Genomic DNA, 15,132 nt, shown 5'->3' on the forward strand with positions numbered 1-15,132 from the left:
GCTCAGCCCGCCCTGCCGGCCTCGGCCAGCAGCCGGACGGTCGTGCCGGACTCGTCGCTCCACACCTGCAGCACGTCGCTGAGCTCGGAGGCGAGCCACAGCCCGCGCCCGCGCGCACCCGCCGCCGGGGGCGCCACGATGCCCGGGAAGGGCACGGCCATCCGGCCGACGTCGTACACCTCCGCCACCAGCCCGTCCCGGGTCCACAGCCGCAGTCGCCCGTGCCCGGGGCCGTGCTCGACGCTGTTCGTGGCGATCTCGTTGACCGCGAGGACCAGGTCCGCGGTGCGCTCGGGGTCCAGGCCGGCCCGGGGCGCGGTCTCGGCCACCAGGTGGCGGACGGCCGGGAGCGTGTCGAGCGCGACGGCCAGCTCGGCGACCGGCGGGCCGAGGTCCGCGGGCGGGGGCGGGGGGTACTCGGCGACGAGCTCCGTCGGGTCGCGCAGGGTGCCCGTCGGCAGGCTCTGCCCGTCGACCCGCAGCGCGGGGTGCGAGACCCGGAGGAGGAGCTCGAGGTCGGCGTCGGCCCGGCAGGGACAGAGCATGGTCACCGGGAGGCCGTCGAGCGCCACGTTCAGGGCCGCGTCGAGCCGGATCCAGTGCGCCAGGTCGACGCCGGGCAGGTCCAGGTGCTGCGCGATCACCGTGGTGCGGGCCTCGGGGCGGGGGTTGCGGCGGGTCAGCCGGGCCCAGCGGGTCGCGACGGTGAACGCCGGCACCCGGTGCACCTCCGCGGGGTCCCGCCACTCGATCGCCTCGGCGGCGGATCCCAGGAGGTCCTCGAGCGCGTGGCGGTTCGGGTCGTCGAGCACGGCGACGACCCGGCCGCCCTCGCGGAGGGCCCGGTCGACGGGCGCGCGCAGCTCGCGCGCCAGGAGCGCCGGCTCGCGGTAGGGAACGCCCTCGTGGACCATGCCGTCGGGCTGCTGCCGGGCCGCGCCCTGGACCGTCTGCTGGTCCATGCCCTGCCCCACCCCCGGTCGAACGGTACGGAGCGCAGAGTAGTGCGGACCAGGCGGGCACGCCGAACGGAGCACACCCGTGTGCGGAGCGTGTGCGTGACGGAGCCACCGGGCGCGTGCGCGCGGCCGCGGGAACCGCGGAGAATGGACGAGCTCGTGTTTCCGGCCACGCACTCCCGAGATCGCCGCCGCCGCCGGAGAAGTCACCGGCGCCGGGCGTGACTCGAAAGCGGGGCGGTCATGGCTCGGTCGGGTGGGTGACGCGGCCGTGCCGGCGGAGGCGCAGGTGGCGAGGACGCGGCCGTGGCGCGGCCGCGCCGCACGATCGGGTGCGATTCCGTCGGAGAACGGTCACGGAATGCGAGGAGACGCCCTTTCCCGTCGATTCCGGAGGAAATCCTCGGCCCCGCACCGTCGTTGTCCGCCCGGGAGTGCGATCGGCCCGTCGCCCGGCGGGGAAGGCGATCCGTACGGGTGGCGAGGAGGTGGCCGCATGACGGCCGAGCTCACCGATCCCGCGCGCTCGCCCGACCCCGGCGCGTCCGCGGTGCACCTGCTCGACGTCGCCTCCGCCTCCGCCCTGATCCGCCGCCCGGGCGCCGGGGACCTGCCCGCCGCCGTCGGGTGGGGGGTGCTGGTGCTGCCGGTCTTCGGCGCCGATCCCGAGCTGAGCGTCGAGTTCACCGGTCACCGGGAGGAGGACGTCGAGCCCGGGAACCCGGGACCGGGGAGCACCGGGACGGCCCCGCCGGACGAGGCCCCGCCCGGCCCCCGCTGGCTCGCCTGCGCCGACCTGCGCCGGGTCCGGCACGACGTCGTGGCCGTCCGCGGGCTGCTGCGCGCCGGGACCGCGCTGGCCGCGCCCGGCGAGCCGGCGCCCCCGCCGGAGGGTGCGGCGCACCGGGTGCAGGGCGTGTTCCGCGTGCGGCCGCTGCCCGGCCGGAGGGTCGAGATCCGGTTGGCCGCGGCCCTCGCCCCGGCCGGCGGCGTGGAGCCCGGTACGGGGGCGCCGGCCCGTCTCGAGCTGCGCGGCACGTTCGCGCGCTGACACCTGCACGGGGCCACCGCGGGAGGGCCGTGGGGTCGGCCACGGACGCGCTCCGTGCCCTCTCCGATGTGGCAGGGTTGCGGCGGTAACCAGGCAGGTACTGCACGCACTTCACGAGGTGGTTCGATGCGCGTCTTCAACGGTGTGGACGAGGTCCGCGAGGCCAAGGGCACCCGGCTCGGGGAGTCCGAGTGGGTCACGGTCGAGCAGCAGCACATCGACCGGTTCGCCGAGGCCACGGGCGACCACCAGTGGATCCACGTGGACGCGGCGAAGGCCGCGGAGGGCCCGTTCGGCAAGACCATCGCGCACGGTTTCCTCACCCTGTCGCTGCTGCCGGTGCTGGTGAAGGACGTGTACTCGATCGAGGGCGTCCGGATGGGCATCAACTACGGCCTGAACAAGGTGCGGTTCACCGCCCCGGTGCCCGTGGACAGCAAGGTCCGCGGGGTCGTCGAGCTCGTCGACGTCGAGGACACCAAGGACGGCGCCGTCCAGCTGACCACCAAGGTCACGGTCGAGCTGGAGGGCTCGGACCGTCCGGCGGTCGTCGCCGAGTGGCTGACCCGCCAGTACGTCTGAGCGGAGCGAGCGTCCGTACCGAGCGGAGCTCGCGGAGCGAACACCGGGCGCTGAGCCGGGCGGCCGGGAGAGGAGGGACATCATGCGCGACGCGGTGATCTGCGAGCCGTTGCGGACCCCGGTGGGGGGTTTCGGGGGGTCGCTGCGCGACGTGCCGGTGAAGACGTTGGCGTCGACCGTGATCGCGGCGCTGATGGAGCGCACGGGGCTGCCGCCGGAGTCGGTGGACGACGTGCTGCTGGGCAACTGCTACCCGACGATGGACTCGCCCGCGCTGGGCCGCGTGGCCGCGCTGGACGCGGGGTTGCCGGTCACGGCGTCGGGGCTGCAGATCGACCGGCGCTGCGGGTCGGGGCTGCAGGCGGTGCTCTACGCCGCGATGCAGGTGCAGACCGGGGCGTCGGAGGTGGTGCTGGCCGGCGGCGCGGAGTCGATGTCCAACGCGTCGTTCTACTCCACGGCGATGCGGTGGGGCGCCAAGGGCGGGCCGGGCGTGATGCTGCACGACTCGCTGGCCCGCGGCCGGGTCACGGCGGGTGGGGACAACTACCCGGTGCCCGGCGGAATGATCGAGACCGCGGAGAACCTGCGCAAGGAGTACTCGATCCCGCGCGAGGAGCAGGACGAGTTCGCGGTCAGGTCCCACCAGCGGGCGGCGGCGGCGCAGGCCGAGGGCCGCTTCGCCGAGGAGATCGTCCCGGTCACGGTGAAGGGCCGCAAGGGCGACACCGTGGTCGAGGCCGACGAGCACATCCGGCCCGACTCGAGCGTGGAGACGCTGGCGAAGCTGCGCCCGATCATGGGCAAGCAGGACGCCGAGGCCACGGTGACCGCGGGCAACGCGTCGGGGCAGAACGACGGCGCCGCGATCTGCATCGTCACCAGCCCCGAGAAGGCCGCCGAACTGGGCCTGCGCCCGCTGGTCAGGCTGGTCTCCTGGGGCGTGGGCGGCGTGCAGCCCAAGACCATGGGCATCGGCCCGGTCCCGGCCGTGGCCAAGGCCCTCGACCAGGCCGAGGTCGCGCTCAAGGACGTCGACCTGATCGAGCTGAACGAGGCGTTCGCCGCCCAGGTGCTCGCGTGCACCCGGGAGTGGGGGTTCACCCCGTCGGACTTCGACCGGATGAACGTCAACGGCTCGGGCATCTCACTGGGCCACCCGGTCGGCGCGACCGGCGGGCGGATCCTGGCCACGCTGGCCCGGGAGATGGTCCGTCGCGACGCCCGCTTCGGCCTGGAGACGATGTGCATCGGCGGCGGGCAGGGCCTCGCCGCGCTGTTCGAGCGGGTCTGAGACGCCGGTGGGTCTCGACCCCCACGAGGTCGACGAGGCGGACGAGCTGGGCACCCAGCTCGTCCGCCTCATCCGGCTGGTCGACCGCGCCCAGGCGCAGCACCAGGCGGCCAACCCCGCGGCCGTCGACCGCGCGGCGTACCTGCTGCTGGTGCACCTGGTGAAGGGCGGGCCGCGGCGGACCGGCGCGCTCGCCGAGGCGGTGCACTCCGACCCCTCCACGGTGAGCCGGCAGGTCGCGCAGCTCGTCCGGCTGGGCTACGTGGCGCGCACCCCGGACCCGGAGGACGGGCGCGCCTTCCTCGTCGCCGCGACGGAGGAGGGCGAGCGGGTGTTCGCGGAGAACCGGCGGCTCCGCAACGAGCGGATCGCGGCGATCATGGCCGACTGGACACCGGAGGAGCGGAGCACCCTCACCCGGCTGCTCGGCCGCTTCACCACCGGCATGGAGGAGCAGTGGTCGCGGCCGTAGCGGCCGCGACCCTCCCGGTCCCCGCTCAGTGCTCGGCCGACTCGCCCTCGGCCTCGGCCTCGGCGGCCTGCCGCGCCCGCTCCCACGAGGCCTTGATCTCGCGCTCGGCGTCGGCCCGGCCGACCCACGAGGCGCCCTCGACGCTCTTGCCCGGCTCGAGGGTCTTGTAGATCTCGAAGAAGTGCTGGATCTCCGCCCGGTCGAACTCGGGCAGGTGGTGGATGTCGCGCAGGTGCTCCTGGCGCGGGTCGTCGGCCGGGACGCAGAGGACCTTGTCGTCGCCGCCCTTCTCGTCCTTCATCCGGAACATGCCGATCGCGCGCGACCGGATGAGGCAGCCCGGGAAGGTCGGCTCCTGCACGAGGACCAGCGCGTCGAGCGGGTCCCCGTCCTCGCCGAGGGTGTCCTCGATGAAGCCGTAGTCCGCCGGGTACTGGGTGGCGGTGAACAGCGTCCGGTCGAGGCGGAGCCGGCCGGTCTTGTGGTCCACCTCGTACTTGTTCCGGCCGCCCTTCGGGATCTCGATGAGAACGTCGAAGTCCACGGGATGCTCCTTGTGGTCGGTCGTGCGTGTCGGTCGTGCTCGTGCAGGCCGCGCCGGTGCCGGCGCGGCGTCTACCTCTAGTGTGGGGGACCGCGTCGGGCCGGTCGTGACCGGCCGGGGCCGGAACCGGTGTCGACGCCGTCGGTGTCAGCGCGCGGAGGGAGCGGTGGGCAGGTGGGACTCGGCCGCCGGATCGGCGACACCCTGAGGTTGCCGACCAAGCCGGGGCGCATCGTCCTGGTGGTCCTCGTCGTCCTGGCGCTCGCCGCCGGCGCGGGCGGCGCGATCGCCGTCCAGGCCCCGAACGTGCTGTCCGACCTGGGGCTCGTCAGCGCCGCACGGTCCGACGAGGACCTACCCGCCCCCGTCCCCGAGCTGACCGGGCTGCGTGCGGACGCCCCCGTCCCGAGCGCCGCCGGGCTCGCCTCGGTGCTCGACCCGCTCGCCGGGTCCAGCGCTCTCGGGGACTTCGCCGGCGTCGTCCTCGACCCGGCCGCGCAGCCCGCCGCCGGGGCCCCGTCCGCGCCGCTGTGGCAGCAATCACCGGAGGAGCCTCTCGTTCCGGGCAGTACCGGCAAGCTCCTCACGGCCGCGGCCACCCTGCTGACCCTCGACCCCACGGACCGGCTCGTCACCCGCGCGGTCGCGGGCGCCGAACCGGGACAGGTCGTGCTCGTCGGCGGGGGCGACCCCACGCTGACCGCGCTGCCCGAGGGCCGCACCGGCACCTACCCCGAGCCCGCCCGGCTCGACGACCTGGTGGCCGCGGTGCAGAAGGCCGTGAACGGGCAGAAGGTCACCTCCGTGGTGATCGACACGAGTGCGTGGACCGGGCCGGTGCTCGCGCCCGGCTGGGACCCGGCGGACGTCCCGGCCGGCAACGTCACCCCGATCGTGCCGCTGATGCTCGACGGCGGCCGGCTCGACCCGTCGCTGCAGGACGGCCCGCGCAGCACCACGCCGGCGGTCGACGCGGGCGAGGCCTTCGCGAAGAAGCTCGGCGTGCCGTCGTCGGCGGTCACCGAGGGCACCGCCCCGGCGAACGCGAAGCCGCTCGGCCAGGTCTACTCGGCGCCGGTGTCGTCGCTGGTCGAGCACCTGATGACCACGTCGGACAACGTCCTCGCCGAGAGCCTCGCCCGGGACGTCGCGCTGAGCCGCAAGGGCGATCCCTCGTTCGCCGGGGCCTCCGAGCAGGTGCTGGCCGCGCTGGCGCAGTCCGGCTTCGACGTCACCGGCGCGCACATGGTCGACGGCAGCGGCCTCTCCACCGAGGACCGCGTCCCGCCCCGGCTGCTCGGGGCGCTGCTGGCCGCGGCCGCCGCACCCACGGGCCCGGGCGAGGGCACCGAGTTCCTGCGCCCCATCGTCTCCGGGCTGCCGGTCGCGGGCGGCGACGGCACGCTCGACGACCGCTTCGCCAGCGGCACCGCGTCCGCGGGCCGGGGCGTGGTGCGGGCCAAGACCGGCACCCTCACCGGGGTGAGCGCGCTGGCCGGCGTGGTCACGGACGTCGACGGCCGGCTGCTGGTGTTCGCGTTGATGTCCAACGGGCAGTCCCCGGCCACGGTGCGGCCGCGGCTGGACACCATCGCGGCCACCCTGAGCCGCTGCGGGTGCCGCTGACTCCCGCGTAGCGTGGCGAAGGTGAACGCGCCCACCGGGTCCGCCCCCGGCCCCGACACGTCGGCCGCCCCCGACACCGTCCTCGGCCTCCCCGTCAACTGGGGCCTGGCCCGGCGCACGGCCGCGCGCCTGGTCCCGGCCGGGCCGCCGGTGAGCAGCGCGGTCGCCACCGAGCTGGTCGAGCGGCTGCGCAAGGACGCGGCGGTCGCCGAGGGGCACGTCCGCGCCGTGACCGGGCTGGGCGAGGGGCTGCCGCTGCTGCCCGCGGACGTCGTCGACCGGCCGGCCTGGGCCGCCGCGGCCGTCGACGGGATGGCCGAGCTCACCGCCGGCGCCCGGCTGCCGCGCACCGCCCGCGCCGCCCGCGCGGTCACCGCCACCACCTCAGGCCTGCAGATCGGCGGGGTGCTCGCCTTCGTCGGGGCCCGCGTGCTGGGCCAGTACGACCCCTTCGGCGGGCCGGCGAAGGACGGCCGGCTGCTGCTCGTCGCGCCCAACGTCTACGCCGCCCAGCAGGCGCTGGAGGTCCCGTCCGAGGACTTCGGCCTGTGGGTCTGCCTGCACGAGGCCACCCATCGGCTGCAGTTCACCGCCGTGCCCTGGCTGCGCGACCACTTCGCCGCCGAGGTCGGCCGGTTCCTGTCCATCAGCACGGGCAACGGCTCCGCGATGCTCGAGCGGCTGCCCGAGGCGGTGCGGGCCTTCAAGGAGGCCAAGGGGGACTCGCTGGCGCTCGTCGAGCTGCTGCAGGGTCCGGAGCAGCGCGCGGTGCTGGACCGGCTGATCGCGCTGACCACGCTGCTGGAGGGGCACGCGGACCACGTCATGGACGCGGCCGGCCCCGAGGTCGTCCCCACCGTCGAGACGATCCGGGCGCGGTTCACCGTGCGCCGCCGCGGCGGCGGGATCGTCGACCGGGTGCTGCGCGCGCTGCTCGGCGTCGAGGCCAAGGTCAAGCAGTACGCCGTGGGCTCGGCCTTCACCAAGCACGTGGTCGGCGAGGCGGGCATGGCCGGGTTCAACAAGGTGTGGAACTCGCCGAACACGCTGCCCACCCGGGCCGAGCTCGCCGCCCCGGACCAGTGGCTCGCCCGCGTGGCATGACCGCACTTCGGAACCACGATGCGCAACTCGGCCCGGAGTGTGCGCGTCGTGGAACCATGATGCGACGTCGTCGGCCTGCTGACCGCGTCATGGCTCCCTAGTGCAGGCGCCGGGCGCGGTGCGGCGGGCGGTGCGGGGGGCGCTCGCGCGGCTGCCCGACGAGGTCCGCCGCGCCCCGCTCGTCGTCGGGTGCTCCGGCGGGGCGGACTCGCTGGCCCTGCTGCTCGCCGCGCAGGCCGAGCGGCCCGGCGAGGTCTGCGCCGCGATCGTCGACCACCGGTTGCAGGAGGGGTCCGGGGAGCGCTCGCACGCCCTCGCCGAGGCGCTGCGCGCGCGGGGGATCGAGGCCCGGGTGCACCCCGTGACCGTCGACGGTCCGGGCGGTACCGAGGCCGCCGCGCGCCGGGCCCGCTACGCCGCCCTGGCCGCGGCCCGGCCGCACCCCTGCTCCCCGGTCCTGCTCGGCCACACCCTCGACGACCAGGCCGAGACCGTGCTGCTCGGGCTCGGCCGGGGCTCCGGGGCGCGCTCGCTCGCCGGGATGCGGGAGTGGGACGAGCCGTGGCTGCGTCCGCTGCTCGGCCTGCGCCGGGCCCGGGTCCGGGAGGCCTGCGCCGACGGCCCGGTGCCCTGGGAGGACCCGCACAACACCGATCGGCGGTTCGTCCGCGCGCGGCTGCGGGGCGAGGTCCTCCCGCTGCTCGACGACGTGCTGGCCGGCGGGGTCGCCGAGGCCCTCGCCCGGACGGCCGCACAGCTCCGGGAGGACGAGGAGGCGCTCGCCGTGTGGGCGGACCGGGTGAGTGCCGAGGCGCGGGACGGGAACGCCCTGCGGGTGGACGTCCTGCACGGGGTGCCCGCCGCGGTCCGGCGGCGGGTGCTGCGCGAGTGGCTCCTCGGGTCCGGTGCGACCGCCGTCACCGACGCCCACCTGCGCGCCGCCGACGCCCTCGTCGGTGCGTGGCGCGGGCAGGGCGGCCCGCGGCTACCCGGCGGGTTGGACGTCGTCCGCGAGCATGGAAGGCTCGTGGCGGCACGGCCGGGATGAGTGCGGCCCGCGCCCGCAGAACGATCGCCGAGCGAGAGGTCCCACCCCGTGTACGACGAGGACATCGCGTCCGTCCTGGTCACCGAGCAGCAGATCGGCGAGAAGACCGCCGAGCTCGCCGAGCAGATCGGCAAGGACTACGCCGATCTCTGCGCTCCCGGTGGCCGCGACTCCGACCTCCTGCTGGTCGGCGTCCTCAAGGGCGCTGTGATGTTCATGACCGACTTCGCCCGGGCCGTGCCGCTGCCCGTGCAGCTGGAGTTCATGGCGGTCAGCTCCTACGGCTCGTCGACCTCGTCCTCGGGCGTGGTGCGGATCCTCAAGGACCTCGACCGCGACATCGCGGGCCGGCACGTGCTGATCGTCGAGGACATCATCGACTCCGGGCTCACGCTCTCCTGGCTGCTCAAGAACCTGGAGTCGCGGCAGCCGGCCTCGCTCGAGGTCGTCACGCTGCTGCGCAAGCCCGACGCGGTGCGGGTCGAGGTGCCCGTGAGGTACGTGGGCTTCGACATCCCCAACGAGTTCGTCGTGGGCTACGGGCTGGACTACGGCGAGCGCTACCGGGACCTGCCCTACATCGGCACGCTCGACCCCGCCGTCTACGCCTGAACGGCGCCCGCGCTCAGGAGGCCGCGCCCACCGGCGGGCCGGCCGGCGGGGCGAGGTCCTCCGCCGGCACCCCGGGCGGGGTCGACGTGAACGGCGCCGTGCCGTCGACCAGCGCGAGGTCGCCCAGCTCGCCGTGGGTGTCGGCGTACGCCAGCGCCCTGGACAGGTCGGAGACGCCGTTGCTGACCGGCAGCGGGGCCAGGTTCAGCGTGGACAGCAGGCCGATCGCCCGGCCGGAGGAGTCGAGGAACCCGCTGCCCGAGTCGCCGGGCACGCCCGGGCTGACCGTGTAGACGGTGTGTCCCCAGCCGTCGCCGACGTCGCCGGCGCTCACGCCCGCCTTCGGGCTCAGCGCGCTCACACCGCCGCGGACCGGCGAGTTGCCGTACCCGAAAACCTGCGCGCCCTCCGGCAGCCCGGAGGTCGAGACGCCGGTGGGGCCGCCGAACCACGGCACGGTCGGGTTGGTCGCGGCCACCGCCTCCGGCGGCAGTTTCACCAGCGCGAAGTCGTTGTAGGCGCAGGTGTCGGGGTCGGTCTCGCCGCGGCGCTGCATGGTGACCCAGGAGCTGTAGGCCATCGTCCCGGTCACCGTGAAGCCGCGCTCACCGCGGACGGTCACCGCCGTACCGACGGGCATGGTGGCCGAGGTGCACCCGTCGGTCTCGGTGGACTGCCCGGTGCCCGCGCAGTGTGCCGCCTGTCCGAGGTAGACCGTGCCGTCGCCGCCGCGGAAGACGAAGTTGCTGGTGCAGGTGCCGCCGCCCTGCGTGGTGGTGCCCACGCCGGGGTGCACCGCGGCGGCGTCCCGGGCGGCCCAGGACGGCGCGGGGGCGGCCGCCGGGGCGCTCCGGGCCGGGCGGGCGCTCGCCGTCGAGGGCAGGAGCACCGCGGCCGCGGCCACACCCGCCACCGCGGCGGCGACCGCCGTCCGCCGGGCCCACGAACCCGGTCCCCGACCGCCACCACCCGACCGCACCTGCATCCGCACGTCCCCCTGCTTCCCCACCCGTCGCGACGTCCGCCCGCCACGATTCGGCCCCGCGAGTACCCGACGCCAGGGTCCAACGACACCTGGCCCGCGCGGATACCCCACCATCACGTGAACATCCGGGACGAGCCGGGTGCCGGTCCGAGACGCTCCCGCGCCCGCCCCGGATCCCGCGGGGCGGCACCCGCGTGCGGCCTGCACGGATCCCGGGAACACCGCCCGGCCGTCGATCGTTGTACGGACACGATCACCGCCGGTCCGCGACCGGCGCGGTGGCGCGTGCCCGGCCCGCGGAAGCTATCCTGGCGGATCAGGCCGGTCGGCGCGTCGCCGCCAGCGCGGGACCGGAAAGCACACTCGGGAAGGTGAAGGCCACCAGGGCCGAAGCTGCATGGACCGCAAGCGCCTGCTCCGCAACCCCTTGATCTGGATCCTCGTCGTGGTCCTGGTCTATTTCGCGTTCTCCGTGCTCTTCGACGACACCCGCGGCTACACGCAGGTCCCGACCTCCACGGCACTGCAGCAGATCGACGCCCGGAACGTGGCGGACGCCACGATCGAGGACAAGGAGCAGCGGCTCCGCCTCGACCTGACCAACCCGGTCGACGGCAGCACCAAGATCATCACGCAGTACCCGGCGGCGTCGTCGAACGCGATCTTCACGAAGCTCCAGGACGCCGGGGTCGCGAACTACAACACGATCGTGCGGCAGGACTCGTTCCTGACCACGATGCTGATCTACCTGATCCCGCTGGGCCTGGTGCTCCTCGTCCTGTTCTGGATGATGAACAACGCCCAGGGCGGCGGGAACCGGGTCATGTCCTTCGGCAAGTCGAAGGCCAAGCAGCTGTCCAAGGACATGCCCAAGACCACCTTCGCCGACGTCGCCGGCGCGGACGAGGCGGTCGAGGAGCTCTACGAGATCAAGGACTTCCTGCAGAACCCGGGCCGCTACCAGGCGCTCGGCGCGAAGATCCCCAAGGGCGTGCTGCTCTACGGCCCGCCCGGCACCGGTAAGACGCTGCTGGCCCGCGCGGTCGCGGGCGAGGCGGGCGTGCCGTTCTACACGATCTCCGGCTCGGACTTCGTCGAGATGTTCGTCGGCGTCGGCGCGTCCCGGGTGCGGGACCTGTTCGAGCAGGCCAAGCAGAACTCGCCGTGCATCATCTTCGTCGACGAGATCGACGCGGTCGGCCGCCAGCGCGGTGCCGGCCTCGGCGGCGGGCACGACGAGCGCGAGCAGACGCTGAACCAGCTCCTCGTCGAGATGGACGGGTTCGACGCCCGCGGCGGCATCATCCTGATCGCGGCCACCAACCGGCCGGACATCCTCGACCCGGCGCTGCTGCGCCCGGGCCGCTTCGACCGGCAGATCCCGGTCGGCGCGCCGGACCTCGCCGGCCGCCGCGCGATCCTGGCGGTGCACGCCAAGGGCAAGCCGTTCGCCACGGACGTCGACTTCGACGGGCTGGCCAAGCGGACCGTCGGGATGTCCGGCGCCGACCTGGCCAACGTCATCAACGAGGCCGCGCTGCTCACCGCCCGCGAGAACGGGTCGCTGATCAACGGCGCCGCGCTCGAGGAGTCGGTCGACCGCGTCGTCGGCGGCCCGCGCCGCAAGGGCAAGATCATCTCCGAGCAGGAGAAGAAGATCACCGCCTACCACGAGGGCGGGCACGCGCTGGCCGCGTGGGCGATGCCGGACCTCGAGCCGGTCTACAAGCTCACGATCCTGCCGCGCGGGCGCACCGGCGGCCACGCGCTCGTCGTTCCCGAGGACGACAAGGGCCTGATGACCCGCTCCGAGATGATCGCGCGGCTGGTGTTCGCGATGGGCGGCCGGTCGGCGGAGGAGCTCGTGTTCCACGAGCCGACCACCGGCGCGTCGTCGGACATCGACCAGGCCACGAAGATCGCCCGCGCGATGGTGACCGAGTACGGCATGAGCGCCCGGCTCGGCGCGGTCCGCTACGGCCGCGAGCAGGGCGACCCGTTCCTCGGCCGCTCGATGGGCAACCAGGCGGACTACTCGCTGGAGGTCGCCCACGAGATCGACGAGGAGGTGCGCAAGCTCATCGAGGCGGCGCACACCGAGGCGTGGGAGATCCTCAACACCTACCGGGACGTCCTGGACAACCTGGTCGTCGAGCTCCTGGACAAGGAGACGCTCACCCGCCGGGACCTGGAGCGGATCTTCGGCGACGTCGAGAAGCGGCCGCGGATCACCGCGTTCAACGACTTCGGCGAGCGCACCCCGTCGGACAAGCCGCCGATCAAGACGCGGGCCGAGCTGGCCCGGGAGCGCGGCGAGACCTGGCCGCCGGAGACCGAGCGCGAGCCGGCCCCGGTCGGGTCGTACCCGGGCGGCGGCAACGGCGTCCCGACGCCGGGCCCGAACGGCGGCCCCGGCCCGCTGCCCAACCCCGGCCCCAACGGCGGCGGCTACCCGGGCGGGTTCCCGGCCGAGTCCGCCCCGGGCAACGGCGTCGGACACGGCCAGGGCGGGGTCCAGGGCGGGGTCCAGGGCGGAGTGCAGGGCGGCGGTGCCCCGACCAACGGTGCCGCCAACGGCCGCCACGGCCAGGGCCCGCAGCCGGCCGGCGGACACGCGGCCCCGCAGCCGCCGTACGCCGTCGCGCCGAACTACGGCGCGCCGCCGGACTGGCGGCCCGCGACCACCCCGGCCGGGCAGACCTGGCCGCCGCCGAACTGGGCGCCGCACCAGGGCGACCCGGCGGCCCAGGCGCAGCAGGGCTACGGTCGGGAGCAGGGCTACCAGGCCTCCGCCGAGCAGCCGACCCAGCAGCTCGGGCAGGAACCGCCCGCGCCGCGCCCCGCCCCCGAGGGCCCGGACGCGCCGGGCACGCAGGGCCCCGACGCAGGGAGCAGGAACTGAGCACCGGAACCACCGACGGCGAGGCACCGGCCTACACGACGGCGGAGCGGAGGGCCGCGGCGGGCGTCGACCACGCGCGCGCCGAGGCCGCGATCCGCGAGCTGTTGATCGCGCTCGGGGAGGACCCCGACCGCGAGGGCCTGCGGGACACCCCCGGCCGCGTCGCGCGTGCCTACGAGGAGATCTTCGCCGGGCTGTACGTCGACCCGGCGACGGTCCTCGAGCGGACGTTCGACGAGGGCCACGGCGAGCTCGTACTGGTCAAGGACATCCCGCTGTACAGCACCTGCGAGCACCACCTCGTCCCCTTCCACGGGGTCGCGCACGTCGGCTACATCCCGTCCGTCGAGGGCCGGGTCACCGGCTTGTCGAAGATCGCCCGCGTGGTCGACCTCTACGCGAAGCGCCCGCAGGTGCAGGAGCGGCTGACCGGGCAGGTGGCCGACGCGCTGGTCCGCAAGCTGGAACCGCGCGGCGTGATCGTCGTGATCGACGCCGAGCACCTGTGCATGGCGATGCGCGGCATCCGCAAGCCGGGCTCGCGCACGACCACCTCCGCCGTCCGGGGGCTCTTCCAGACCTCCCCGTCCTCGCGCGCGGAGGCGCTGTCGCTGATCCGGGGCACGTGATGGCCGGCCCGGCGGAGGCGCGCGTCCCGCACCCCGGCCGCTGCGTCGTGATGGGCATCCTCAACGTCACCCCGGACTCGTTCTCCGACGGCGGCCGGTACGTCGACCGGGAGCACGCGGTCGCGCACGGGGTCGCCATGCGGGAGGCCGGGGCCGACCTCGTCGACGTCGGGGGCGAGTCCACGCGGCCGGGCGCCGGCCGGGTGGACGCGCCCACCGAGCGCGAGCGCGTGGTCCCGGTGATCCGCGAGCTGGTCGCCGAGGGCGTGCGGGTCAGCGTCGACACCACTCGCGCCGAGGTGGCCGAGGCGGCGGTCGAGGCCGGCGCCGAGGTCGTCAACGACGTCTCCGGCGGGCTGGCCGATCCCCGGATGGCCGCCGCCGTCGCCTCGCTGCGGGTGCCGTGGATCCTCATGCACTGGCGCGGGCACAGCGACCGGATGCAGGAGCTCGCGTCCTACGAGGACGTCATCGGCGAGGTCCGGCAGGAGCTCGTCGCCCGGGCCGACGCGGCGGTCATGGCCGGGGTGGACCCGGACCGGCTGATCCTCGACCCCGGGCTGGGCTTCGCCAAGACGGCCGCGCACAACTGGGCCCTGCTGCGCAGGCTGGACGTGCTGGTCGCGCTGGGCTTCCCGGTGCTGGTGGGGGCCTCGCGCAAGCGGTTCCTCGGCCAGCTGCTGGCCGACGCCGAGGGCCGGGTGCGTCCGCCCGCGGGGCGGGACGGCGCCACCGCCGCGATCAGCGCGCTGGCCGCGCACGCCGGGGCCTGGGGCGTCCGGGTGCACGACGTCGAGTCCACGATGGACGCCGTCGCCGTCAGTACGGCCTACCGCCTGGGCGCCTCGCGGGCCCGCACCGGGCCGTGGCTGGGGGAGCCGCCGGCATGAGCGCGCCCGAGGGCTCCCCGGACACGGACCGCATCGAGCTGCGCGGCCTGCGCGTGCGCGGGCACCACGGCGTGTTCGACCACGAGAAGCGCGACGGGCAGGACTTCGTCGTCGACATCGTGCTGTGGCTGGACCTGCGCGAGGCCGCCGCCACGGACGACCTCACGAGGACGGTGCACTACGGCGAGCTGGCCCAGCGCGCCGCGGCGATCGTCGCGGGGGAGCCCCGGGACCTCATCGAGACGGTGTCCGCGGAGATCGCCGACTCGGTCATGACGGACGCCCGGGTGCAGGCCGTCGAGGTCACGCTGCACAAGCCGAACGCCCCCATCCCCCTGGACTTCGCCGACGTCGCCGTGGTCGCCCGCCGCTCCCGGCGGACCGGAGGCGGGGGTCGGGTGATCCCGGCGTGACTCCCGTTCCGGCGAGCGGCG

15 protein-coding genes are annotated in these 15,132 nt (G+C 75.0%); 12 read left to right on the top strand and 3 right to left on the bottom strand.

Annotated elements, in window-relative coordinates; genetic code table 11:
- Positions 1–2: 2 nt before the first annotated feature.
- Complete coding sequence (locus tag ACFQH9_RS14165) at positions 3–962, bottom strand: ATP-binding protein (RefSeq protein ID WP_379566524.1); 960 nt, start codon at positions 960–962, stop codon at positions 3–5.
- A 493-nt stretch (positions 963–1,455) separates the two neighbouring features.
- Here ACFQH9_RS14165 and ACFQH9_RS14170 point away from each other — a divergent pair, with 493 nt between their 5' ends.
- The 4 genes from ACFQH9_RS14170 (at position 1,456) to ACFQH9_RS14185 (ending at position 4,358) form a co-directional block, all read left to right on the top strand.
- Positions 1,456–2,010: a hypothetical protein gene (locus tag ACFQH9_RS14170; protein ID WP_379566525.1), complete on the top strand. Its 555-nt coding sequence runs from the start codon at positions 1,456–1,458 to the stop codon at positions 2,008–2,010.
- A 126-nt stretch (positions 2,011–2,136) separates the two neighbouring features.
- Positions 2,137–2,592, top strand: coding sequence for a MaoC family dehydratase (locus tag ACFQH9_RS14175; protein ID WP_379566526.1), 456 nt, complete (start codon positions 2,137–2,139; stop codon positions 2,590–2,592).
- Between the two features lie 82 nt (positions 2,593–2,674).
- Complete coding sequence (locus tag ACFQH9_RS14180) at positions 2,675–3,886, top strand: acetyl-CoA C-acetyltransferase (RefSeq protein ID WP_379566527.1); 1,212 nt, start codon at positions 2,675–2,677, stop codon at positions 3,884–3,886.
- Positions 3,887–3,893: 7 nt separating this feature from the next.
- On the top strand, positions 3,894–4,358 hold the full coding sequence (locus ACFQH9_RS14185) for a MarR family winged helix-turn-helix transcriptional regulator (protein ID WP_379566528.1): 465 nt from the start codon (positions 3,894–3,896) through the stop codon (positions 4,356–4,358).
- Between the two features lie 25 nt (positions 4,359–4,383).
- Here the strand turns inward: ACFQH9_RS14185 and ACFQH9_RS14190 are convergent, their stop codons facing one another.
- Entirely contained in the window at positions 4,384–4,902 is a 519-nt protein-coding gene (locus ACFQH9_RS14190; protein ID WP_379566529.1) for an inorganic diphosphatase, read from the bottom strand.
- Positions 4,903–5,076: 174 nt separating this feature from the next.
- On the opposite strand from ACFQH9_RS14190, the gene dacB reads away from it, so the two are divergent.
- The 4 genes from dacB to hpt all read left to right on the top strand — a co-directional run bounded on the left by dacB (position 5,077) and on the right by hpt (position 9,292).
- Positions 5,077–6,528, top strand: a complete 1,452-nt coding sequence (gene dacB / locus ACFQH9_RS14195; RefSeq protein WP_379566530.1) for a D-alanyl-D-alanine carboxypeptidase/D-alanyl-D-alanine endopeptidase — start codon at positions 5,077–5,079, stop codon at positions 6,526–6,528.
- A gap of 105 nt (positions 6,529–6,633) precedes the next feature.
- A complete protein-coding gene (locus ACFQH9_RS14200) occupies positions 6,634–7,632 on the top strand; it encodes a zinc-dependent metalloprotease (protein ID WP_379566591.1) in 999 nt (332 codons plus the stop codon).
- Positions 7,633–7,732: 100 nt separating this feature from the next.
- Complete coding sequence (gene tilS / locus ACFQH9_RS14205) at positions 7,733–8,680, top strand: tRNA lysidine(34) synthetase TilS (RefSeq protein WP_379566531.1); 948 nt, start codon at positions 7,733–7,735, stop codon at positions 8,678–8,680.
- Between the two features lie 48 nt (positions 8,681–8,728).
- On the top strand, positions 8,729–9,292 hold the full coding sequence (hpt, locus tag ACFQH9_RS14210) for a hypoxanthine phosphoribosyltransferase (RefSeq protein ID WP_379566532.1): 564 nt from the start codon (positions 8,729–8,731) through the stop codon (positions 9,290–9,292).
- Between the two features lie 13 nt (positions 9,293–9,305).
- Here hpt and ACFQH9_RS14215 read toward each other — a convergent pair whose 3' ends face one another.
- Positions 9,306–10,277 (bottom strand): serine protease, encoded by a 972-nt coding sequence (locus tag ACFQH9_RS14215; RefSeq protein WP_379566592.1) that lies wholly within the window; start codon positions 10,275–10,277, stop codon positions 9,306–9,308.
- Positions 10,278–10,674: 397 nt separating this feature from the next.
- On the opposite strand from ACFQH9_RS14215, the gene ftsH reads away from it, so the two are divergent.
- Genes ftsH through folB form a run of 4 tightly spaced genes read left to right on the top strand, consistent with a single transcriptional unit; the run spans position 10,675 to position 15,111 of the window.
- Positions 10,675–13,179 (top strand): ATP-dependent zinc metalloprotease FtsH, encoded by a 2,505-nt coding sequence (gene ftsH / locus ACFQH9_RS14220; RefSeq protein ID WP_379566533.1) that lies wholly within the window; start codon positions 10,675–10,677, stop codon positions 13,177–13,179.
- Positions 13,176–13,808 carry a GTP cyclohydrolase I FolE gene (gene folE / locus ACFQH9_RS14225; RefSeq protein ID WP_379566594.1) on the top strand — a complete coding sequence of 211 codons (633 nt, stop codon included), beginning with the start codon at positions 13,176–13,178 and terminating at the stop codon, positions 13,806–13,808. Before ftsH ends, folE begins: the two co-directional genes overlap by 4 nt.
- Positions 13,808–14,698, top strand: coding sequence for a dihydropteroate synthase (folP, locus tag ACFQH9_RS14230; RefSeq protein WP_379566534.1), 891 nt, complete (start codon positions 13,808–13,810; stop codon positions 14,696–14,698). Before folE ends, folP begins: the two co-directional genes overlap by 1 nt.
- Positions 14,695–15,111: a dihydroneopterin aldolase gene (gene folB / locus ACFQH9_RS14235; protein ID WP_379566535.1), complete on the top strand. Its 417-nt coding sequence runs from the start codon at positions 14,695–14,697 to the stop codon at positions 15,109–15,111. Before folP ends, folB begins: the two co-directional genes overlap by 4 nt.
- Positions 15,112–15,132 lie beyond the last annotated feature (21 nt).

The organism is Pseudonocardia lutea, from assembly GCF_042658055.1.
Taxonomy (GTDB): Bacteria; Actinomycetota; Actinomycetes; order Mycobacteriales; family Pseudonocardiaceae; genus Pseudonocardia; species Pseudonocardia lutea.

What these genes read in the sequence shown, in the direction of transcription:
- ACFQH9_RS14165 (WP_379566524.1), bottom strand. Translation starts at nt 962, where the DNA reads ATGGACCAGCAGACGGTCCAGGGCGCGGCCCGGCAGCAGCCCGACGGC.
- ACFQH9_RS14170 (WP_379566525.1), top strand. Translation starts at nt 1,456, where the DNA reads ATGACGGCCGAGCTCACCGATCCCGCGCGCTCGCCCGACCCCGGCGCG.
- ACFQH9_RS14175 (WP_379566526.1), top strand. Translation starts at nt 2,137, where the DNA reads ATGCGCGTCTTCAACGGTGTGGACGAGGTCCGCGAGGCCAAGGGCACC.
- ACFQH9_RS14180 (WP_379566527.1), top strand. Translation starts at nt 2,675, where the DNA reads ATGCGCGACGCGGTGATCTGCGAGCCGTTGCGGACCCCGGTGGGGGGT.
- ACFQH9_RS14215 (WP_379566592.1), bottom strand. Translation starts at nt 10,277, where the DNA reads ATGCAGGTGCGGTCGGGTGGTGGCGGTCGGGGACCGGGTTCGTGGGCC.
- ftsH (WP_379566533.1), top strand. Translation starts at nt 10,675, where the DNA reads ATGGACCGCAAGCGCCTGCTCCGCAACCCCTTGATCTGGATCCTCGTC.
- folP (WP_379566534.1), top strand. Translation starts at nt 13,808, where the DNA reads ATGGCCGGCCCGGCGGAGGCGCGCGTCCCGCACCCCGGCCGCTGCGTC.
- folB (WP_379566535.1), top strand. Translation starts at nt 14,695, where the DNA reads ATGAGCGCGCCCGAGGGCTCCCCGGACACGGACCGCATCGAGCTGCGC.